General features: G+C 56.5%; 21 protein-coding genes. 13 read left to right on the top strand and 8 right to left on the bottom strand.

The window, feature by feature from the left end; all coding sequences use genetic code 11:
• The first annotated feature begins 90 nt into the window (after window positions 1-90).
• The 13 genes from fliF to fliR all read left to right on the top strand — a co-directional run bounded on the left by fliF (window position 91) and on the right by fliR (window position 11,371).
• Window positions 91-1,806 (top strand): flagellar basal-body MS-ring/collar protein FliF, encoded by a 1,716-nt coding sequence (fliF, locus tag ACOYNV_RS05125; RefSeq protein WP_422898673.1) that lies wholly within the window; start codon window positions 91-93, stop codon window positions 1,804-1,806.
• Complete coding sequence (gene fliG, locus ACOYNV_RS05120; protein WP_422898672.1) at window positions 1,796-2,794, top strand: flagellar motor switch protein FliG; 999 nt, start codon at window positions 1,796-1,798, stop codon at window positions 2,792-2,794. The genes fliF and fliG overlap by 11 nt, the downstream gene beginning before the upstream one ends.
• Window positions 2,795-2,981: 187 nt before the next feature.
• Complete coding sequence (locus ACOYNV_RS05115) at window positions 2,982-3,674, top strand: flagellar assembly protein FliH (protein ID WP_422898671.1); 693 nt, start codon at window positions 2,982-2,984, stop codon at window positions 3,672-3,674.
• Window positions 3,675-3,687: 13 nt separating this feature from the next.
• The gene (fliI, locus tag ACOYNV_RS05110; RefSeq protein WP_422898670.1) at window positions 3,688-5,106 is read left to right on the top strand and encodes a flagellar protein export ATPase FliI; all 1,419 of its coding nucleotides are present in this window, start codon (window positions 3,688-3,690) and stop codon (window positions 5,104-5,106) included.
• Between the two features lie 8 nt (window positions 5,107-5,114).
• Window positions 5,115-5,561 (top strand): flagellar export protein FliJ, encoded by a 447-nt coding sequence (gene fliJ, locus ACOYNV_RS05105; RefSeq protein ID WP_422898669.1) that lies wholly within the window; start codon window positions 5,115-5,117, stop codon window positions 5,559-5,561.
• 280 nt (window positions 5,562-5,841) lie between these two features.
• Window positions 5,842-6,966, top strand: coding sequence for a flagellar hook-length control protein FliK (locus ACOYNV_RS05100; RefSeq protein WP_422898668.1), 1,125 nt, complete (start codon window positions 5,842-5,844; stop codon window positions 6,964-6,966).
• A 107-nt stretch (window positions 6,967-7,073) separates the two neighbouring features.
• Window positions 7,074-7,622 carry a flagellar basal body-associated FliL family protein gene (locus ACOYNV_RS05095; RefSeq protein ID WP_422898667.1) on the top strand — a complete coding sequence of 183 codons (549 nt, stop codon included), beginning with the start codon at window positions 7,074-7,076 and terminating at the stop codon, window positions 7,620-7,622.
• Between the two features lie 6 nt (window positions 7,623-7,628).
• A complete protein-coding gene (gene fliM / locus ACOYNV_RS05090) occupies window positions 7,629-8,633 on the top strand; it encodes a flagellar motor switch protein FliM (RefSeq protein ID WP_422898666.1) in 1,005 nt (334 codons plus the stop codon).
• Complete coding sequence (gene fliN / locus ACOYNV_RS05085; protein WP_422898665.1) at window positions 8,626-9,039, top strand: flagellar motor switch protein FliN; 414 nt, start codon at window positions 8,626-8,628, stop codon at window positions 9,037-9,039. Before fliM ends, fliN begins: the two co-directional genes overlap by 8 nt.
• Window positions 9,040-9,243: 204 nt before the next feature.
• A complete protein-coding gene (gene fliO / locus ACOYNV_RS05080) occupies window positions 9,244-9,579 on the top strand; it encodes a flagellar biosynthetic protein FliO (RefSeq protein WP_422898664.1) in 336 nt (111 codons plus the stop codon).
• Entirely contained in the window at window positions 9,566-10,318 is a 753-nt protein-coding gene (fliP, locus tag ACOYNV_RS05075; protein ID WP_422898663.1) for a flagellar type III secretion system pore protein FliP, read from the top strand. The genes fliO and fliP overlap by 14 nt, the downstream gene beginning before the upstream one ends.
• A complete protein-coding gene (fliQ, locus tag ACOYNV_RS05070; RefSeq protein ID WP_422898662.1) occupies window positions 10,315-10,584 on the top strand; it encodes a flagellar biosynthesis protein FliQ in 270 nt (89 codons plus the stop codon). The genes fliP and fliQ overlap by 4 nt, the downstream gene beginning before the upstream one ends.
• Window positions 10,585-10,591: 7 nt before the next feature.
• Window positions 10,592-11,371: a flagellar biosynthetic protein FliR gene (gene fliR, locus ACOYNV_RS05065; RefSeq protein ID WP_422898661.1), complete on the top strand. Its 780-nt coding sequence runs from the start codon at window positions 10,592-10,594 to the stop codon at window positions 11,369-11,371.
• A 39-nt stretch (window positions 11,372-11,410) separates the two neighbouring features.
• On the opposite strand, the gene ACOYNV_RS05060 is transcribed toward fliR, so the two are convergent.
• From ACOYNV_RS05060 to flgF, 8 genes are all read right to left on the bottom strand, one after another.
• Window positions 11,411-11,797 carry a hypothetical protein gene (locus ACOYNV_RS05060; protein ID WP_422898660.1) on the bottom strand — a complete coding sequence of 129 codons (387 nt, stop codon included), beginning with the start codon at window positions 11,795-11,797 and terminating at the stop codon, window positions 11,411-11,413.
• Window positions 11,797-13,173, bottom strand: a complete 1,377-nt coding sequence (flgL, locus tag ACOYNV_RS05055; protein WP_422898659.1) for a flagellar hook-associated protein FlgL — start codon at window positions 13,171-13,173, stop codon at window positions 11,797-11,799. Before flgL ends, ACOYNV_RS05060 begins: the two co-directional genes overlap by 1 nt.
• Window positions 13,174-13,183: 10 nt before the next feature.
• Window positions 13,184-15,268, bottom strand: coding sequence for a flagellar hook-associated protein FlgK (flgK, locus tag ACOYNV_RS05050; protein WP_422898658.1), 2,085 nt, complete (start codon window positions 15,266-15,268; stop codon window positions 13,184-13,186).
• Between the two features lie 82 nt (window positions 15,269-15,350).
• The gene (flgJ, locus tag ACOYNV_RS05045) at window positions 15,351-16,295 is read right to left on the bottom strand and encodes a flagellar assembly peptidoglycan hydrolase FlgJ (protein WP_422898657.1); all 945 of its coding nucleotides are present in this window, start codon (window positions 16,293-16,295) and stop codon (window positions 15,351-15,353) included.
• Window positions 16,296-16,527: 232 nt separating this feature from the next.
• Window positions 16,528-17,655, bottom strand: coding sequence for a flagellar basal body P-ring protein FlgI (locus ACOYNV_RS05040; RefSeq protein ID WP_422898656.1), 1,128 nt, complete (start codon window positions 17,653-17,655; stop codon window positions 16,528-16,530).
• A gap of 10 nt (window positions 17,656-17,665) precedes the next feature.
• Entirely contained in the window at window positions 17,666-18,328 is a 663-nt protein-coding gene (locus ACOYNV_RS05035; RefSeq protein WP_422898655.1) for a flagellar basal body L-ring protein FlgH, read from the bottom strand.
• 10 nt (window positions 18,329-18,338) lie between these two features.
• Window positions 18,339-19,121 (bottom strand): flagellar basal-body rod protein FlgG, encoded by a 783-nt coding sequence (flgG, locus tag ACOYNV_RS05030; RefSeq protein ID WP_422898654.1) that lies wholly within the window; start codon window positions 19,119-19,121, stop codon window positions 18,339-18,341.
• A gap of 136 nt (window positions 19,122-19,257) precedes the next feature.
• Window positions 19,258-20,001: a flagellar basal-body rod protein FlgF gene (gene flgF / locus ACOYNV_RS05025; protein ID WP_422898653.1), complete on the bottom strand. Its 744-nt coding sequence runs from the start codon at window positions 19,999-20,001 to the stop codon at window positions 19,258-19,260.
• Between the last annotated feature and the right edge of the window lie 93 nt (window positions 20,002-20,094).

Here is a 20,094-nt window from a genome sequence, read left to right as displayed (position 1 = left end):
CATGCCGTTAACAGCTACAATAGTAGAATAATTTTTAGTACTTTTCGCTTTTTGCTTGATTAATCGCAGAGTTAACTCATTATCGCAAGCATGGCGGCAACAGGAACCAACACAGAGACTACAGCAGGCACAGAAAATCTGACTGATCGCCTGCGCTTCGCCTTGACGCGCTTGAGCAACCAGCAAAAAGTTCTGCTGATGGTTTCGATCGCTGCCGTCATCGCGCTGGTCGTGGCCAGCAGTACCTGGCTCAAGCAAGCGGATTACCGTGTGCTTTTCTCCAATATCTCTGAACGTGATGGCGGCGCCATCATCGCCGCGCTTGAACAACTGAACGTTCCTTACAGCTTCAGCCCTAGCGGGGGGGCCATCCTGATCCCCGGCGGACGGGTGCATGAAGTTCGCCTGCGCCTGGCCACGCAAGGCCTGCCGAAGGGTGGCGGCGTCGGTTTCGAGCTGATGGAGAACCAGAAGTTCGGCATCAGCCAGTTTGCCGAACAGGTCAATTACCAGCGCGGCCTCGAGGGCGAATTGGCACGTACGATTCAGTCGATTGGTGCTGTCCAGGCCGCCCGTGTGCATCTGGCAATTCCCAAGCCGACCGTTTTCGTGCGCGAGGAATTGAAGCCTTCGGCGTCGGTATTGATCAACCTTTACCCCGGACGCCTGCTGGAACCCTCCCAGATCGCCGGTATCCAGAATCTTGTTGCCGCCAGCGTGCCGAATCTGGCCGTCTCCGGCGTAACGCTCATCGACCAGAGCGGGGCGATGCTCTCGCAACTGAAGAGCAAGCTGATGGAGGCCGGCCTCGATCCGACGCAGATCAAGTACGTCCAGGAAATCGAGGCGAGTGCCATCAAGCGGGTTGAGGACATTCTTTCGCCAATCGTTGGCCAGGGCAACGTCCGCGTCCAGGTTGCCGCCGATGTCGATTTCTCGCAGAGCGAGCAGACGGCCGAAACCCACCGCCCGAACACCACGCCGCCTGATATCAGCATCCGCAGCCAGCAGACCAGCGAATCGGCGAGTGCCACCCCGTCGGCGCAGGGTGTTCCGGGTGCGCTAAGCAACCAGCCGCCAGTTCCTGCCACTGCTCCGCTGACGCAACCGGCGGTGCCGGGCGCCGGACCTGCGGCTGCCCCCGGTCCGCCGTTGCCGGGCCAGCTTAACGCGGCCGGGGTCCAGGCGCCGATCGCCAGCGTCGCCCAGCCGATCAATACGCGCAAGGACTCGACGATCAATTACGAGGTCGACAAGACCATCCGTCACACCAAGCAATCGGTCGGCATGATCAAGCGCCTGTCGGCCGCTGTCGTGGTCAATCACCGCAAGGATGCCAAAGGCTTGGTCAAGCCGCTCGCTGATGCCGAGCTCAAGCAGATCAACGAACTGGTCAGGGAGGCCTTGGGTTTCAGCAAGGAGCGCGGCGATACCGTTTCGGTGGCCAACGCGCCATTCACCGCCATCGACCGGAGTGATTCGGAAATTCCGCTCTGGAAAGACCCGGAGATTCTCTCGCTGCTCAAGGAGCTCTTCAAATACGGCGCCATCGCTGCCATCATTGCCTACCTGATGCTCAAGGTCGTTATTCCGCTGAGCAAGGCCATGCTTGAAGCGCCGCCGAAGCCGGCGAAACAATCCCTGGGCACCAACGTCAATATCCTCGACGAAGAAGAGGAAAACCTGCCGCCTTCCGCGGCCGAGAGCCTGGAAAGAAAGCTCGGGCACGCGCGCGACCTGGCACAGCAGGATCCCAAGGTTGTCGCCAACATAATCAAGGACTGGACGGGTGCCAATGCCAGCTGAGGACGGCGTGGAAAGGAGCGCCATTCTGCTCATTGCACTCGGAGAGGACTATGCCGCCGAAGTGCTCAAGCATCTTGGCCCGAAAGAGGTGCAGAAGCTGGGACATGCGATGGCGGCACTGAAGTCGGTGCCACGAACCAAGCTGGAAGAAGTGCTGGCGGATTTCCATAAAACGGCCCGTGATGCCGCCGCAGTGCACGTGGATACCGACGCCTACGTCCGCTCGGTTCTGACCAAGGCTCTGGGCGACGACAAGGCGGCCAACCTGATTTCACGCATCCTGCAGGGCGGCGATACCAACGGTATTGAAGGCCTCAAGTGGATGGACGCACCGACTGTCGCCGATCTCATCCGCAACGAGCACCCGCAGATCATTGCCACCATTCTCGTTCATCTTGAGAACGACCATGCCAGTGAAATCCTCAACTACTTTACCGAACGCTTGCGTAACGACGTGATCTTGCGCATTGCCACGCTTGAAGGCATCCAGCCCGAGGCGCTGAAGGAGCTGAATGATGTGATGCTGCGCCTGCTCTCGGGCTCGGCCAACATCAAGAAATCAGCCAGGGGTGGGGTGCGTGCGGTGGCTGAAATCCTCAATTTCATGGGTACCGCCAATGAAACCACGGTCGTCGATTCGATCCGCGAATACGACCCCGACCTCGCACAGAAGATTCTCGATGAAATGTTCGTCTTCGAGAACCTGCTTGATCTTGACGATCGCGGCATTCAGTTGCTGCTGCGCGAGATCCAGTCCGACTCGCTGATTCTGGCCATGAAAGGCGCTTCCGAGGCGTTGCGCGAGAAGATTTTCAAGAACATGTCGCAGCGCGCGTCGGAAATGTTGCGCGAAGATCTCGAATCGCGTGGGCCGGTACGCCTCTCGGAAGTCGAAGGCGAACAGAAGGAAATCCTCAAGATCGTCCGCCGTCTGGCCGACGAAGGCCAGATCGTGCTAGGCGGCGCGGGTGGCGAGGAAATGGTCTGAGCGCCTGTGAAAAAGTCATTTCAGCCTGATCTCATTGCTCGTCACCCCGGCGAAGGCCGGGGTCTAGTTCGTCTATCTGATTGTTTTCATGCATATCAGAGGTGCTTACTGGATTCCGGCCTTCGCCGGAATGACGGTCTTGGATGCTTGTCCAATTTAATTCGCCGCCTCTGAGTACTTTTTTGTCATGACCGGTTTTGTTCCCAAGGAGATGCTCACCGCCTACCAGCGCTGGGAAGTGGCTGCCTTCGACGAGGCAGAGCAGGCTGCAACCCGTGCCGCCAGATCAGTCGCCACTCCGGCGAGCAATGCCATTCCGGCAGAAGTTGCCGAGCCGAGCGAGCAGGCACCGATTGTTTTGCCGACGGCGGCCGACATCGAACGTATGCATATCGAAGCACACGAGCAGGGTTACGCTGCCGGCTATGAAGAAGGCAGCGCCATGGCGCGCGCCAGTGCGGCAAAAATCGATGCCGTAATGACGAACCTGCAGCAGGCACTCAGGGAGCTGGATCAGCACGTTGCCGATCAGTTGCTGGCCACCGCCGTGGAAATCGCCAACCAGATGTTGCGGCAAAGCCTGCGCGTCAAACCGGAATTGCTGCTCCCGGTGGTCAGGGAGGCCGTCACCACGCTCCACCCGCATACGGGTCATCCGGCACTTTTTGCCCACCCCGACGATGTGGCGATGATCCGTACCCATCTTGGCGATCAGCTTGCGCATAACAACTGGCGGATTATCGAAGATGCCACGCTGACGGCCGGCGGATGTCGCGTCGAACTCGGCGCCAGCGAAGTCGACGCCACCCTGGAGACGCGCTGGCGCCGCGTGATTGAATCCATCGGTATCAGCCAGGAGTGGCTGAGCGATAAGCCGTGAAGCGCTGCTGGCCATGAATGACGTCGTTAAAAACCAGCGTATTGCCGGCTGGTGCGACTTTCTCGACAACTGCCGCGATGCGGCCAGCCAGTCCGCACCGCTGCTGCCCAGCGGCCACCTGACACGAATCAATGGTCTGGTCATGGAAGCCACCGGCCTGAAATTGCCGCTTGGCAGTTCGTGCCGGATTCTTCCCGTTGGCGGTTCGCCAATCGAAGCCGAGGTGGTCGGCTTCAACGGCGAGCGTCTTTTTCTCATGCCGTCCGAGGATGTCTACGGCCTGTCGCCTGGCGCCAGGGTTGTTGCTCTGGAGACGCCGACCGTACCTCCAAAAATGGGGCAGCCCCCTCCCGCCAGACGGCGGGCCATCGATCGCGCCAAGCTGCTTCCGGTCGGCAACGCACTGCTTGGCCGTATCCTTGATGGCGCCGGTCGGCCGCTGGACAAACTCGGCCCCCTCCGGGCAGACACCCTGCGCCCGCTTCAAGGCCGACCTATCAACCCGATGTCGCGCGCGCCGATCGAACAGTCGATGGACGTTGGCGTGCGCGCCATCAACGCGCTGCTGACAGTCGGTCGCGGGCAGCGCATGGGGTTGTTTGCCGGCTCAGGGGTCGGCAAGAGCGTCCTGCTCGGCATGATGGCCCGCTACACCGAGGCCGATGTCATTGTCGTCGGGCTGATCGGCGAGCGCGGTCGTGAAGTCAAGGAGTTCATCGAACAGATTCTCGGCGAGGAAGGCCTGCGCCGATCCGTTGTCGTTGCCGCCCCGGCCGATGTCAGCCCGCTGATGCGTCTGCAAGGCGCCGCTTACGCCACATCGATTGCCGAATACTTTCGCGATCAGGGTCGCCATGTCCTGCTGATCATGGATTCGCTGACCCGCTACGCCATGGCGCAGCGCGAGATCGCCCTGGCCATCGGCGAGCCGCCGGTCACCCGCGGCTACCCGCCCTCGGTTTTTGCACGCTTGCCTCAACTTGTCGAACGCGCCGGCAACGGTGCCGATGGCGGTGGTTCGATCACCGGTTTCTATACGGTGCTGGCCGAAGGCGACGACCAGCAGGATCCGATTGCCGATGCGGCACGCTCGATTCTCGATGGTCACGTGGTTCTGTCACGGGCGCTGGCGGATGCCGGGCATTATCCGGCAATCGACATGGAGCAATCGATCTCGCGCGCCATGGTCAATCTGATCAAGCCGACGCACTTTGAGCAGATCCGTCGCTTCAAGCAACTTTTCTCGCGTTATCAACGCTCTCGTGACCTGATCAGCGTCGGCGCCTACGCCGCCGGCTCAGACCCGCTGCTCGATCAGGCCATCAAGCTCTACCCCGCCTTTGAAGCCTTTCTGCAGCAAGCCTTGAGCGAGCGAGCCGATTTCGATAGCAGCGTTAATCAGCTCTACGCTTTGTTCGGTGCTCACCGCTAAGTACGGTTATGACCAAGCCGTTCTCTCTCCAGGCCGTGCTCGAATTGATGCAACTTCGTGCCGATGATGCAACGAATCGCCTGGCGCGACTGATTGCCACCGAGCGCGACGCAACAAGCAAGCTGGAAATGTTGCAGCAGTACCGTGACGAATACGCCACGCGTTTTCGCCAGGCGGCACAGAACGGATTGGCTCAGCGCGAATGGCACAACTATCAGGAGTTTCTCAACCGTCTTGACGAGGCCATCGACAGCCAGCGTCTGACGGTTGCTCAGCAGGTGCAGAACACCGCTGCCGGCCAGACGCACTGGCAGCAACAACGAACGAAACTCAAGGCCTTCGATACGCTTTCCGAACGTCACTTCGTCAGCGAAAACGCCCTCGAACTAAAGCGCGAACAAAAAACCCAGGACGAGTTTGCTGCACGGCACAAGGGCGGCAAGGAGAAGCAGTAATCCCGTAATCAGGTGGCTTGCATATCCACAAGTCCTGAAAATTCAGCCTAAAAACCTCAGTCTATCCACGAAAATCACGAAAGACACGAACAAAATCAACAGCTTGATGTATTTTCTCTATTCACCCTTTGGGTGGCGATCTTCAGCTTGTTATCTCCTTGATTCTTTTCGTGCTTTTGGTGTATTTCGTGGACGAACTGCTTTTTCTAGATTCAATAATGACCTGACTGGCACAAAGATTGCTAATAGCAATGCAACACTTGCCATCAAGGATAAGATCATGTCCGTTACCATTGTTTCGACGCTACCCAAACCGCCGCAGGCCAGCGTAGCCGATAAAGCGGCCAGCAGCGCCAGCGGTAGCGACAACGCGTCAGCAGGTCTGGACTTCGCCAGCTTGCTGCTCGGTCAGTTGGCGCCCGCCGTTGCGGAAACCCTTCTCGCCGCCCCCGTACAGAAGGACTTGCCGGCAACTGATGCCGCTCCAGCCGATGCGGCCTCCCTTCTCGCCGCCCCCGTACAGAAGGACTTGCCGGCAACTGATGCGGTTCCAGCCGATGCCGCTCCAGCCGATGCGGCTTCCCTCATTGCCGCGCTGGGACTCGTCGCACTCGAACCGGGGCGTAATTCGGACAAATCCCTGCCTGATACGGGCAAGGTCGTCAAGACGGCTTCGGACTCATTGACGGCTGTGCAAACAACGGTAAGCGTTGGCCAGAGCCTCAAACTGGAAGGCAAAGCCGATTCGCTCAAGACCGAACTTGCGTCAACTCCCACGCTAGCCGGAACGCTTGCCGCTGACGACAAACCGGCAAAATTTGCCGTCACTCCCTTTGTTGCGGCAAGTGCAGAGGCCGTGATAGTCAAGAACGTTTCCGCCGACTCCTTGCCGAACATCATCCCGGCAGTCACCAACAACGCCTCCGGCAATGCCAACAACCTCCCGGTTGGTCGTGAAGCCGCGCTATCGGTACCAACGCCAATCCGCGATCAAAACTGGGCTGGCGATTTCAGTCAGAAAGTCGTGTGGATGGCCACCAACGACAAGCAGTCCGCCCAACTCACCCTCAACCCGCCGCAAATGGGGCCGATAGAGATATCGTTGAAGCTGGATAAGGGCAACGCCATCGTGTCCTTTGTTTCAGCAAATTCCGAGGTTCGCAATGCGATCGAAACGGCGCTGCCAAGATTGCGCGAAATGTTTGCCAGTGCCGGCATCGAGCTGGGCCAGACCAACGTCAGCGCCGAGTCATTCAAACAGCAAGCCGGAAGTTGGGAAGGCAACCGGAGTTCATCCCAATGGAGGGCCGATAACGCTATACTTGATGCCAGTTCGGCTGGTTCGCTGCCAGCCAGGGCGTTTGCTACGCAGCAAGGAAACGGAATGGTCGATATTTTTGCTTGATCTCCTTGCCCAGCGTCCTGACGGCTCAGTGGCAGGATCGATAGCCACAATCCGGCTGGCAATTTGAAACTTGTAAATTATTAGAAAACTAGAGGGAGGTTTCGCAGATGGCCAAGGACGCCAAGCCTGAAGCAGAGGTCGTAGTAGCAGCGCCACCGAAGAAGAGCAAGAAGCTGATGATTATCATTGCCGCTGCCCTTGTGCTGGTTCTGCTTATTGGTGGCGCTGCTGCCTTCTTCCTGATGAAGAGTCATAACGCGCAGGTTGTTGGCGAAGACGGAGAGGTTGCTGCCGAAACTGCCAAGTCCGACAAGAAGAAAGGCGCCAAGGAAGTGGCGCCGGTCTATGTCGCGCTTGACGCGTTTACGGTTAATCTTGTTCCGGAGACGGGCGACCAATTCCTGCAACTGATAATTTCCGCCGAAGTCGCAGATATGCGTGTAGGTGACAGGCTCAAGATGTACACGCCGAAGCTGCGCAACAACGTGATGATGCTGTTGTCAGGCAAGAAAGCGTCCGAACTGATCACGAAAGAAGGCAAGGAAACCCTGGCCAACGAAGTTCGTGACCAGATGAATGAAATTCTTGAACCCGGCGTCAAGGGGGATGAAGGCCCGGTCAAGGAAGTGTTGTTTACCTCTTTCATTATTCAATAACGGGATATGGCCACCGACTTTCTATCCCAGGAAGAGGTTGACGCTCTACTCAAGGGCGTCAGCGGCGAGACTGACGAACCTGAAGCCACCGATGAAGGTGAAGGCGGTGTTCGTTCGTACAACCTGGGAACGCAGGAACGCATCGTCCGCGGGCGCATGCCGACGCTCGAACTCGTCAATGAGCGATTTGCCCGTTACCTGCGCATCGGCCTGTTCAACTACATGCACCGCACCACCGAGATTTCGGTCGGCCCGATCCGCGTGCAGAAATACAGCGAATTCATCCGCAATCTGGTGGTGCCGACCAACCTGAATCTGGTCGCCGCCAAGCCGCTTCGTGGCACATCGCTTTTCGTTTTCGACCCCAACCTGGTTTTTCTTGTCGTCGACAACATGTTCGGGGGCGACGGACGCTTCCATACACGCGTGGAGGGTCGCGATTTCACGCCAACCGAACAACGCATCATCCAGGGGCTGCTGAACGTCGTCTTCAAAGAATATTCACGCTCGTGGAAGCCGGTATACGACATCACCTTCGAATACATCCGGTCCGAGATGAATTCGCAGTTTGCCAATATCGCCACCCCATCCGAGATCGTCATTTCGACGACTTTCACGCTGGAGTTTGGCGGAACGGCAGCCGACATGCACATCTGCTTTCCCTACTCGATGGTTGAACCGATTCGCGACCTGCTCTATAGCACGATGCAAAGCGATCAACTGTCCACTGATCGACGCTGGATCATCATGCTGCGCAGACAGTTGAAAGATGCTGAAGTCGAAATCGCCGCTCAACTCGCGACAACGACGGTCACGCTTGGCCAGATACTGAAGATGAAGACCGGAGACATCATTCCGATCAACATCGAGGAGAAGATCGTTGCCAAGGTGGACGATATTCCGTTGATGGAATGCCGCTACGGTCAGCAGGGCGGTCAGTACGCACTCAAGGTTGAACGATTCATAACGTCGGAGGGCGAGGAAGTCGCCCCGGGAGTACAAAATGGCTGACGAAACAGAAACCAGCGCAGAAGACGATTGGGCAGCGGCGATGGCCGAGCAGGCGATTGCCGAGTCGGCAGCACCTGCAGCCAATGCCCAGCCCGCCCAGATATTTCCTGCCTTTGGCGAGACGGACGGCAAAGCGTCGATGATGAACGAACTCGACATGATCCTGGACATTCCGGTCCAGATCGCCGTCGAACTTGGCCGCACGAAAATCACCATCAAGAATCTGCTGCAGCTTGCCCACGGCTCCGTGGTCGAACTGGATGCCATGGCCGGCGAACCGATGAGTGTCTTTGTCAATGGCACGCTCATCGCACAAGGCGAAGTCGTGGTGGTCAACGACAAATTCGGCATCCGTCTCACCGACATCATTACCCCCTCCGAGCGCATGCGGAAAGTCGGACGCTGATCGGACTGGGTGCGATTCTGACAGGCACCCAGGTTTCACCTTGCGCTTACATGCTTTAAGATAGCGGCCAGAATGCATTACCGACCGACTGACTTGATTAAACATCCCAGATTTTCTCTCCTTCGCATCCTCGCCGCTTGCTTCCTGGCGTCTGCTTTTCTTTGTTCGCCCTCGTTTGCACAAGCTGCTGTCGAGGCACCTGGAGTGTCCGGCGCTGCGCTGCTGCAAATGCTGCTCGGCCTGACGCTGGTCATCGGCATCCTGTTCTTTGGCGCTTACTTCTTGCGCAAGCTCAATGGCGGCAGAAGTTTTGGCAACACCGGCCCTTTACGCATTGTCGGCGGTTTGATGATCAGTACCCGGGAGCGAATCGTCCTCGTCGAAGTCGGCGACGCCTGGATTGTCATTGGCATTGTCCCGGGGCAGATCAAAACACTGCACACTCTACCCAAGGGAGAACTTCCCGCCAGCCAAAGCGGCGAAAAACCTTTTGGCCAGTGGTTGAAGCAGATGACCGAGCGCAAGAATGAAAACAAATAGGCTCACCTCCTGGCTCATGCTGCTCCTGCTACTCTCCCCGCTTGCGGCGTGGGCCCAGGCCGGCGGGCTGCCGGCACTGACCAGCACCCCCGGCGCCGGAGGCAGCCAGACCTACACGCTGTCGATCCAGACACTGCTCACGCTTACCTCGCTGACCTTCATTCCCGCCGCGCTGTTGATGATGACCAGCTTTACGCGCATCATCATCGTGTTCTCTTTGCTACGACACGCGCTGGGCACACAAACCTCGCCGCCCAATCAGGTCCTGGTCGGCATGTCGTTGTTCCTGACGTTTTTCATCATGTCGCCGGTCCTCGACAAGGTGTATGTCGATGCCTACCTGCCGCTCTCGGAGAGCCGGATTACTTTCCAGCAGGCCGTCGAGCGCGGCGCAGTACCGCTACGCGGCTTCATGCTGAAACAAACGCGCGAAGCCGACATCGGCCTCTTTGCGCGGCTGGGCAATCTGCCGGTGCTTGAATCAACCAACGACATCCCGATGCGAGTGCTGATTCCGGCCTTTGTGACCAGTGAGCTGAAAACGGCTTTCCAGATCGGCTTCATCATTTTCATTCCCTTCCTGATTATCGACATGGTGGTGGCCAGTGTGCTGATGGCGATGGGCATGATGATGATGTCGCCGGTGATGGTGGCGTTGCCCTTCAAGTTGATGCTTTTCGTTCTGGCCGATGGCTGGCATCTGCTGCTTGGTTCGCTGGTCATGAGTTTTGCCACATGACACCTGAACTGGTCATGAACATTGGCCGACAGGCCATCGAGATGACCTTGATGCTATCCGCCCCCTTGCTGCTGGCGGCACTCGTCATCGGCTTGGTCATCAGCATTTTTCAGGCCGCGACGCAGATCAACGAGCAAACGCTCTCATTCATCCCGAAGTTAGTAGGAACATTCATGGTGCTGATACTGGCCGGCCCCTGGATGTTGCAAATGATAGTCGAGTACATTCGGCGGCTATTAGAGAGCATTCCTCAGGTCGTCGGCTGAACGGTGCATGATCAGCTTCACTTCCTCCGAAATAAACGCCTGGATCGTCGCCTTTTTTTTCCCTCTGGCACGCATCCTGTCGCTGCTGGTTACCGCACCGCCATTCAACAACGCCGCCCTGAGCGTGCGCATTCGCCTGATGCTTGGACTGGCGATAGCCATCGCCATCACCCCCGCGCTGCCAAAGATCCCCGCGCTCGAACCAGCCTCCGGGCTGGGCCTGCTGATCCTCGCCCAACAAATGATCATCGGTTTCGCCATGGGGTTTTCCATGCGCCTGGTGTTCACCGCCATTGATCTGGCCGGCACCCTGATCAGCAACCAGATGGGGCTGGGCTTCGCAACCGCTTACGACCCACTGAGCACGTCCCAGACACCCGTTGTTTCAGAACTTCTGGGGATGATCGCCTCGCTGCTGTTCCTGTCCGTCAACGGCCATCTGATGATAATCGCCACCCTCGCGCAAAGCTTTACGCTCATTCCCATCGGCACCTTGTCCGTCACCAACGCCAGCTGGTTGAACATAGCCAACGCCGGGGCGATGATTTTTTCTTCCGGGGTTTTATTGTCGCTGCCGGTGGTTGTCGCTCTGATGATCACCAACATAGCTCTGGGCGTTCTGGGGCGTGTGGCACCACAACTCAATCTGATGGCAATCGGCTTTCCTTTAACCATTGCCTTGGGATTTTCCGCACTTATTGTCAGCATGTCGCACCTGAGTGCGCCGCTTCAAAAAATGTTCGAATTTGGACTGCAGTCGATGCTCGGCTATTTTGTGCTCAAGTAGGCGCATTGTCGGACTGAAGTCCGAGCCACGCTATTTTGACTAGCGATTCAGGGGCAACTGCGTATTGACCAACTGGATGGTGCCTTCGGCCACACGGTGCGTTAGCGGCGTACTTGATTCAACGCCTTCCGAGTAGTCAAGAATGCGATAGTCTGTATATCCCTTTTCACGCTGAAGTTGCAGCGCGCGCCGCTTTACGATCTGGATCGCCTCGCCGTCGCCGCCAATTCGATAACTTTTGGCGCGCAGCGAGAGGTAGTAAGTGCCTTCGCTGATTGGCGTCTCCTCGATGCTCCAGTTCGGCGCCAACGGACCATAGCTGGCGATATTCTGTAGAGCGCCTGACGCTGAAGTCGTACCACACGAAGCCACGGAAAAAGCGGCGAGCAGGGAAAAAATAATGCGTACACCACGACCGCCAGCCATCAGATGTACTTGAACAAACTTAAACCGCTGATCTGCACAAACGATTTTTGTGCTGCTTCAAGATTTACCTGTTGCTTGGAGAAATCAGTAATCGCCTTGACGTAATCCAGATCCTGAAGATCGGACAAGGTCGACGTGTATTGAATTCCCTCGGCGGTTGATGCACTAGCCAAGGAATCCAGTTCGTTCATACGCGTCCCCATCGTTGCCCTGATCTGGCTGACGTTGTCGAGCGCTTGGTCGACGTTTGTCAGTTGCGCCCTTAGATCCTGAGCCAACTGCGTCGTGGAATACGTTGAGGTGCCGATAGGCGTGCGCAAAATTCCGATCAGGCTCTGCATTGTCTGGAAGATGCTTTGACTGGAATCGGGCGTGATGGTAAACGTATCGCCATCGCTCGGTACGCCGCTTATAACCACCCGTGCGCCAAAATCGGTTCCAGCCGGTAGTGTCGTAGACGGCGTTGGGGGAATAGTCGGAATTGGGCTGGCCACCGCCGTCGTTACCAGCGAAATGGGCGACCCCGGCGAGAAAAGGACAGGATCACTCACCGCCACGGGCGTCGAGGGTGTGGCATCAAATAGCTGATAATATCTTTTATCCAAATCAGGATCGGTAGGATCGATGGGGTCATGAACAACCGTAAATTTAATCTGCAGCGCCGGATTGTTGCCGGGCAGCAAATTGACTGCCGCCTGCCATTTCTCACGATCCAGCACAGATCCCGCATCGACGGTCCCAGTTCCCCCATTACCGCTGGCTGATGAAGCAATAAAGGAACCATTGCCACTCGTGGCCGTCATGAACAGATCGCTACCGGCAACGTTAATAGCCATTTGCTGCGAAGTCGAAACCTGCAACAAGCGCTGGCCGTCATCGCCAAAATAACCAATAGGTGAAACCTTAGCCGGAGAAATCGGATCGCCACCCGACACCGCAAAGGGCAGCGTCCCCCCTTTATAGCCGGAAAACATGTAATCACCCGACCCATTATCAATGTTGGCAATTCCCATCATTTCACCCAATCGCGAATCGATCTCGGTGGCGATCGCCTGCCGGTCACTATTGGCCAAGGTCGTATTACCAGCCTGTACGACTCGATCACGCACGCTTTGCAAAAGATCGGTCAACGAGCCCAACTGGGTATCAACCAGCGCCAACTGGTCCGAGGCGATGGCCTGATTCGCCAGATGTTGTTTAGTGACAGATTGAGACTGTGTAACCACCAGTGCTTGCGCGGCAGCAACGGGATCGTCAGCAGGCGTCAGGATGCGACGCCCACTTGATATCTGGTTACTTGTTTTAAAAACCGCCGCTTGATTGCGCTGAATACCAAGTGCGCCGGCATCGTAAATTTGACTGGTACTGATACGCATGTGCTTCCCCTTAGGCTCTGAGCGCCAACAGGACATCGAATAATTTCGATCCGATTTCGATTACTTTCGCCGACGCCTGATAAGCCTGCTGAAAACGAATGAGATTGGCGGCTTCCTCATCGAGGTTCACGCCAGAAAGTGACTGCTGTGCTGCCGTCGTCTGATCGAGAAGCGACTGCTGCGAAGCTCCAGTCACCTGGATTTCACGCGTCTTGTTACCGGTTTCGCTGACCAGTTGGGCGTAGGCAGACTGGTAAGTGGCGGTTTGACCGGACATCGTGTTTTGCGTTTGGAGTTGACCAAGGGCGAGTGCGTTGCGGCCATCGGAGACGGCGCCACTATTTTTGGAGATCGTAAACTTGTCACCGTTATTCGGAGAGCCCGATATTTCAAAGCTGAATCCGCCAGGAGGAATGCTTGCATTTGATCCAACAAGCGTAATCGTTGCACCGCTAACGTAAGGAACAGAAGCGACAGGGAACGGGTAGTCGGTCGTGATCGGCGGCGTTCCGGGAACGGTCACCGACACTGCCACCGGAAAACCCGTCAGATTCGGAACGGGCGGCGTTGAAGCTGGCGAAGTGTTTGTGTTATAGGTCAGCGTGATTGGTGCAGCTGCAACCGCCGCAGAATAACCGGTTGCCACTTTACCCGCGCTGATGGTTGCCACACCCGTATTGCCCGTTGCAGCTTGCGTACGGACTGGTGCAGCCGCAGCGATCAGCCGTGGATCTGCAACGATCGCCGAGTTAAGCGTCAGATTTTGAACCCCCGCTCGGGTGGGCTCGATTTTAAAGGAATCATTAGTCGCCATTCGCTTTGCAGCGTTCTCGGTGAGGGTAAAACCTTCCGTTGCCGAGAAGATACTGCCTGTCGAGTCAGCCATAGCATTTACGCTTGCAGCCGACCATTGGTGATTATCAGTCGATCGAGTCAAAGTGTAATTCGTCCCGTTGAACGCCAGTTGATAATCAGCATTGGTCAAACTGGTAGAATTCGCCACGGACGTTGGCACTGACAGTGTCGCCGTTATATCTGCCGGTGCGAGCTTATTGTTATTAGCATTCGCAATCACTGTTGGCGTGGGAATTGAAAAGAAATTTGCCTGAAATGTCGAACCTGCCGGCGACATTGCTGACTGTCCAAGCAAGTCCTGACCCAGTGCATTCTGCGCATTAAACGTCAGTGCCAGCGATGCTGCGTTATTCCCCAACTTATTGGCCACGCTATCAAGCGACTCACTACGAAAACGCAACAGACCCCCAAGCGAGCCGCCGTTAATAAACTGTTCGGGAAGTTCCTGACTTCCCCCTGCGTTTGGCAGCCACACCGTGAACCGCGATGAATCGGCACTCGAAGGCAGCGCCGATATTTTTGACACCTGAGTGTTTACGACGAGTTGCTGGCCGGTACCGATAAAAACGTTGAGGCTACCATCGGAGTTTGTGAACGTTGACACACTGATCAGTTTGTTCAATTCAAATACCAGTTGGTCACGCTGATCAAGCAAGTCGTTGGCCGGTTGATTGACTGACGACTCGGCGATAATGATCTGTTGATTGAGACTGCCAATCTCGGTCGCGTAGGAATTGATGCTCGATACGGTAGAAGTAATTTGGCTGTTAACGCCGTCGTACATCTGGCTGAGTTGATCATTGAGTCCTTGAAAGCGAGAAATCAGCGCCTGGGCTGAGGAAACCATCGCTTGCCGCGCCGGTAACTGCGACGGGTTGGCTACTACCTGCTGAACGCCGGTAAAAAAATCCTGGAGCGCCGGAGACATGCCTGTATTTGTATCCGCCAGCATGTTGTCAATCTGACTAAGTTGGGCATAGTAGCTGTCGAGTTCGCTAACCTTGCTCTGCGCCGTGCTCACCTGGGAATTCAAAAACGAACTGTACATGCGATCTACAGTAGATACATGCGCTCCTTGACCGACGAAACCGGCACCCGTTGCCAGTGCGATATTACTCGCCTGTACTGACCGCTGCCGGTTAAACCCTGGAGTGCTGGCATTAGTGATGTTGTGCGAGGCCGTTTGCAAACCCATTTGCGCGACCTGTATGCCTGTAACACCGTTACTGATAGTTCCCATGGAGTAAGTTCTCCTTCTTTATTGTCTACGGCAGAATCGCCGGAATATTTAGCTTTGCTTCTGCCCGGCTTCTGCTAGATCACTACCCGGCCAATGCCTGACGTAGCGTCGGGCCGTTAATGATGCGGCTGAGTTTGTCGGCGTAGAGCGGATCGGTGGCATAACCTGACTGTTGCAATGATTTAGCAAACTGCGTGCCATCTTGCTGACCAAGCACAGCGGAGAAGCGGGAATTGTTCTTGAGAAGATTGGCGTAATCGTTAAAGGATTCAGCGTAGGAGCCATAAACCCGGAATTTCTCACGCGACGTCTGCGCCACACCGTTGACGTATTCGGTAGTCTTAACCTCAACCGTCGGCCCTTGCCAACTGCGCCCAGCTTTAACTCCAAATAGATTGTAACTAGGCGAGCCATCGGCGGCTCGAATCTCACTCTTGCCCCATCCACTCTCCAGCGCCGCATGCGCAACAAGGAATTGTGGCGGCAGTCCGGTCGCCTTGGCGGCCTCGATGGCCTGCGGCCAGACGCGATTGACAAAGTCAGTGTTGCGGCCTGCTGGCGTCGAGGCAGCGGAAGAAACTGATGAGACGACAGCGGCGGGCGTGCTACGGATGCGCTCGGCACCGCTCATGGAGCCGGCAGAACTTGCCGCTTGCTGCGCAATCAAGGTCTGTTGAAGCGCTTCCAGAGAAGACGCCGGATCAGCCGTCGTTCCACCAGCCATGGTGCGGCCCAGTTGTTGCTCGATCAACTTGGCGAAACCAAGCTGGCCCTTGGCTGAAAGATTCTGCGCCAGTTGCTGATCCATGATGGAGGTAAAGAAACGGGTTTGATCGCTATCCATCAACCCATCCTGCGGCGTTGCGTCGCGCATGCTCTTGAGCATCATCTGCAACAACATGCCTTCGAATTGCTGTGCCGCCTGTTTCAGCCCGGCTTGCGGGTCTTGTTTGAGTTTGAGGCGAAGATCGGCCGAGGCCTTCGGATCAAGGACAAAGCTGTTAGCGGTGAGGTTTTCTGCTTTCATGAGGTTAGATAGAGCAATTTCTGCGCCTGACATAGTTCTCCAGCGCGAATATCACTTTAGTCGGATTGAAACAAATCTGTGCAAAATACCGAGCCCACCGCAAAGGCGCAAAGGTGCAAAGGTGCAAAGGTTTCGCAAAGAAAACACTTGCAAACAATGGGTTTCCTCTGCGTTTTCTTTGCTTCTTTGCGCCTTTGCGGTGGATTTTTGATTTTTTCAAAGGCTCTCAGCCTTAAATAACTTCCAGATCGGCTCGGAGCGCGCCAGCGGCTTTCATTGATTGCAGGATCGACACCAGATCCTGCGGATTGGCGCCAAGGGCATTGATCGCCTTGACCACGTCGGAAAGATTGGCGCCAGCCTTCAACACCATCAGCGCACCCCCACCTTGTTTGATATCGATCTCGGTCTGGGTGGTGGTCACCATCTGACCTCCGGCCAGCGCATTCGGCTGGCTGACCTGCTGGTCGGTATTGATCACCACCGAGAGTGCTCCATGCGCGACGGCACAGTTTTCGATGGTAACCATCTGATTCATCACCACCGAGCCGGTGCGCGGATTAACGATGATCTTGGCCATCATTTTCATCGGTCGTACTTCAAGATTCTCGATGCGCCCCATGAAGGCCACGCGGGAACTAGCTTCTTCCGGTGCATTGACGCGGATCAGGCGCCCATCAACCGCTTGCGCCGTACCCGGACCCATCTCGCGATTGATCACCTCCACCACGCGCTGTGTGGTACCAAAATCGGTAATACTCATCTCGTAATGAACGAACGGGCCTTGCCCGAGCGAGGTCGGCACCTCGCGCTCGACCGTGGCGCCAGAAACAATGCGCCCGGCCAGAAGGTGATTGATCACGGCCTTGGTTCCGGCCGCCGCTGCGCCGGCGCCACCGACCATCAGGTTACCTTGTGCCTGGGCGTAAATCTGCCCGTCCGCGCCTTTGAGTGGCGTCATCACCAACGTTCCACCGCGTAAACTCTTGGCGTTACCCATCGACGATACGGTGATATCGATCTGCTGACCGATTCTGGCGAAGGGCGGCAAGTTCGTCGTAATCATCACCGCAGCAACGTTCTTCAGTTGCAGCGATTGCGTCGTCGGCAAGGTGGTGCCCAATTGCGCCAGCATATTGATGATGCTCTGGGTGGTAAAAGGCGTCTGCGTTGTCTGGTCGCCGGTACCGTCAAGACCGACCACCAGCCCGTAGCCCACCAGTTGATTGTTACGAACCCCTTGCACCGAGGCCAGATCCTTGATTCGATCCGCCCAGGCGGCGCTGCTGAAAAGCGGCAAGCTGCAACAGGCAAGAATTGCCAGTCGACGCCAGAAGTTGCCGGTTTGAAATGTGCTCACGATAGCGTTCTCAGAAAGGCAGGAAGGTTAAGAAGAAGCGAGCCAGCCAGCCCATGACCTGCGCCTCGCTGATCACACCGGCTTCCTTATATTCGATGCGCGCATCAGCCACATTCGCCGAGCTGATGGTATTGGCCGCATTGATGAAGTAAGGATTGACGATTCCCGAGAGCCGGATGTATTCAGTGCCGGCACCGATGGACACCTGCTTTTCACCCGAAACCAGCAGGTTGCCGTTGGGCAACACTTCAATCACGGTGACGGTGATGGTTCCGGTAAACACGTTGTTGGCTGCCGCATCGCCTTTGCCGGCAAGGGAGTTAGCACTGTTGGCTTGTAGCCCCAATCCCTGGAAGCTCTTCCCCGGTAGGCCGGCGATCAAGGGCACCGATGCTGAAACCGCCGTGGTACGACTGGCATTGGTATTCGACGCCGTTGCCGCCGTGGTGGCTTCGGCGATGGTGATGTGCATCGTATCGCCGACATAACGCGCACGACGATCTTCGAACAGGGTTCGCGAAACGCCAGCCTGGAAAATACTGCCGGTGGCGGCCATGTTTTCCGTTTTTGGCGCTGGGCGGGCGGTCATCGGCTGATGTACGCTGGTCGGCGGAATGGTCGTGCAGGCACTGATCGACAAGCCGGCAAGAATAATAACTAGCCCGTTTTTCATCATCGCTCCTTTACAACTGCGTCAGTTTCGCGAGCATCGCGTCGGAGGTCGAAATAACCTTAGAGTTTAGTTCGTAAGCCCGCTGGGTTGCTATCATACTCACCAGCTCCTCGGCCACATTAACGTTTGACGTCTCGACAGAGCCCTGAATAAGGGTGCCAGCACCATTGGCTCCCGGCGCATTCGGTGATGGCGTTCCGCTCGACGCGGTTTCAAGAAAGAGGTTCTCGCCAATCCGCTGCAGGCCCCCATTATTAACAAAAGTGGCTAGCTGAACGGTGCCGAGCGAGGTCGTGCTGATGGGGGGGGTTGTCGTACTGAAGGAAACCTCACCAGTGGAAGCGATGGTCACTGTACCAGTCCCCGGAATGGTGATCGGCGGCTGCAAAGGATAGCCGCTGGAAGTTACAATTTGACCTACACTATCCTTCGCAAACGACCCGTCACGGGTATAAGCGGTCGTGCCATCGGGCAGTAGAACCTGCAGGAATCCCGCACCGTTGATTTCAACATCAAGTTGGTTACCGGTGGAGAGAGAGCCCCCTTGATTGAAAATAGTTGCCGTCATTACCGGCAGCACCCCGGTACCGATTTGCAACCCGTTTGAAATCTGGGTCGATTGCGACGACTGGGCGCCGGGCTGCCGTATTGTTTGATAGAGCAAATCCTGGAAAACCGGGCGCGCCCGCTTGAATCCATTGGTACTGACGTTGGCCAGATTGTTGGCGATCACGTCCAGGCTGGTTTGCTGTGCATCCAGGCCGGTACGGGCAATCCACAGGGAGCGGATCATTTTTTTATAGTCCAGTTAGTGTGGAAGTCGCTCTAGCGACTCTCGAACCTCCCCTCGCCCTGCGGGAGAGGGGTCAGGGGGTGAGGGGAACGGGCATGGCTTTCATAACTTGGGGCGACTCTCAAAGCCATGCCCGTTAAGCATTCATCGTAAGAATCTGGGTCGCCTTGCTGGCATTGGCATCGGCGGTTTGCAACATCTTGATCTGCATTTCAAATTGCCGAGCCAGGCTGATCATGTTGACCATTGAATCGACCGGATTGACGTTGCTGCCTTCCAGCGTTTCAGGAGCCACTTTGACGTTTTCATCGAGTTCGGCTGGCGCACCGTTGCGCGTGCGAAAAAGCCCGTCGTCACCGCGCACCAGATCGTTTTCCGCCGGATTAACCAGTTTGATACGGCCAACGATGCTGACGTTATTCGGTGCCCCAAAGAGTGGAACGGTAGAAATCGTCCCGTCCGGCGCGATGGTTATGCGGTTATCCGGCGGTATGGCAATCAGACCACCATCACCTTGCACGTTCAGGCCACTGGCCGTCTGCAGTTGGCCGTTGGCGTTGATTTGCAGGTTTCCGGCGCGCGTATAAGCTTCACGCCCATCGGGTGCCTCCACCGCAATCCAGCCGGCGCCTTGTACCGCGACATCAAGCGGCCGTCCGGTAGCCATCATTGGCCCCTGATCGAAGACATTAGCCACCGAAGCGTCGACCACGAAAGCGCGTGTCGGCGCGCCTTCACCCTGGATTGGCACAGCGCGGAACTTGTGCTCCATGGCGCGGTAACCGGTCGTCGAGGCGTTGGCCAGATTGTGCGCAACGCCTGCTTGTTGCAGGAAAGCGTGCTTGGCGCCGGTCATCGCGGTATAAATCAGGCGATCCATGGTTGCTCCTTTTCGATTTCAAGCACCATCGCTGTGAGCCACACCAATAGGCGTTCTACAAACATACTTGCCTGAGAGCAAATAAAAATAATG

Origin of the sequence: Propionivibrio sp., from assembly GCF_049316945.1 — a bacterium.
Lineage (GTDB): Bacteria > Pseudomonadota > Gammaproteobacteria > Burkholderiales > Rhodocyclaceae > Propionivibrio.
The sequence above is the reverse complement of the archived record's forward strand: the minus strand, read 5'-3'. Positions and strand labels throughout refer to the sequence as shown.

What these genes read in the sequence shown, in the direction of transcription:
- fliF (WP_422898673.1), top strand. Translation starts at nt 91, where the DNA reads ATGGCGGCAACAGGAACCAACACAGAGACTACAGCAGGCACAGAAAAT.
- fliG (WP_422898672.1), top strand. Translation starts at nt 1,796, where the DNA reads ATGCCAGCTGAGGACGGCGTGGAAAGGAGCGCCATTCTGCTCATTGCA.
- ACOYNV_RS05115 (WP_422898671.1), top strand. Translation starts at nt 2,982, where the DNA reads ATGACCGGTTTTGTTCCCAAGGAGATGCTCACCGCCTACCAGCGCTGG.
- fliI (WP_422898670.1), top strand. Translation starts at nt 3,688, where the DNA reads ATGAATGACGTCGTTAAAAACCAGCGTATTGCCGGCTGGTGCGACTTT.
- fliJ (WP_422898669.1), top strand. Translation starts at nt 5,115, where the DNA reads ATGACCAAGCCGTTCTCTCTCCAGGCCGTGCTCGAATTGATGCAACTT.
- ACOYNV_RS05100 (WP_422898668.1), top strand. Translation starts at nt 5,842, where the DNA reads ATGTCCGTTACCATTGTTTCGACGCTACCCAAACCGCCGCAGGCCAGC.
- ACOYNV_RS05095 (WP_422898667.1), top strand. Translation starts at nt 7,074, where the DNA reads ATGGCCAAGGACGCCAAGCCTGAAGCAGAGGTCGTAGTAGCAGCGCCA.
- fliM (WP_422898666.1), top strand. Translation starts at nt 7,629, where the DNA reads ATGGCCACCGACTTTCTATCCCAGGAAGAGGTTGACGCTCTACTCAAG.
- fliN (WP_422898665.1), top strand. Translation starts at nt 8,626, where the DNA reads ATGGCTGACGAAACAGAAACCAGCGCAGAAGACGATTGGGCAGCGGCG.
- fliP (WP_422898663.1), top strand. Translation starts at nt 9,566, where the DNA reads ATGAAAACAAATAGGCTCACCTCCTGGCTCATGCTGCTCCTGCTACTC.
- fliQ (WP_422898662.1), top strand. Translation starts at nt 10,315, where the DNA reads ATGACACCTGAACTGGTCATGAACATTGGCCGACAGGCCATCGAGATG.
- fliR (WP_422898661.1), top strand. Translation starts at nt 10,592, where the DNA reads ATGATCAGCTTCACTTCCTCCGAAATAAACGCCTGGATCGTCGCCTTT.
- ACOYNV_RS05060 (WP_422898660.1), bottom strand. Translation starts at nt 11,797, where the DNA reads ATGGCTGGCGGTCGTGGTGTACGCATTATTTTTTCCCTGCTCGCCGCT.
- flgL (WP_422898659.1), bottom strand. Translation starts at nt 13,173, where the DNA reads ATGCGTATCAGTACCAGTCAAATTTACGATGCCGGCGCACTTGGTATT.
- flgK (WP_422898658.1), bottom strand. Translation starts at nt 15,268, where the DNA reads ATGGGAACTATCAGTAACGGTGTTACAGGCATACAGGTCGCGCAAATG.
- flgJ (WP_422898657.1), bottom strand. Translation starts at nt 16,295, where the DNA reads ATGAAAGCAGAAAACCTCACCGCTAACAGCTTTGTCCTTGATCCGAAG.
- ACOYNV_RS05035 (WP_422898655.1), bottom strand. Translation starts at nt 18,328, where the DNA reads ATGAAAAACGGGCTAGTTATTATTCTTGCCGGCTTGTCGATCAGTGCC.
- flgG (WP_422898654.1), bottom strand. Translation starts at nt 19,121, where the DNA reads ATGATCCGCTCCCTGTGGATTGCCCGTACCGGCCTGGATGCACAGCAA.
- flgF (WP_422898653.1), bottom strand. Translation starts at nt 20,001, where the DNA reads ATGGATCGCCTGATTTATACCGCGATGACCGGCGCCAAGCACGCTTTC.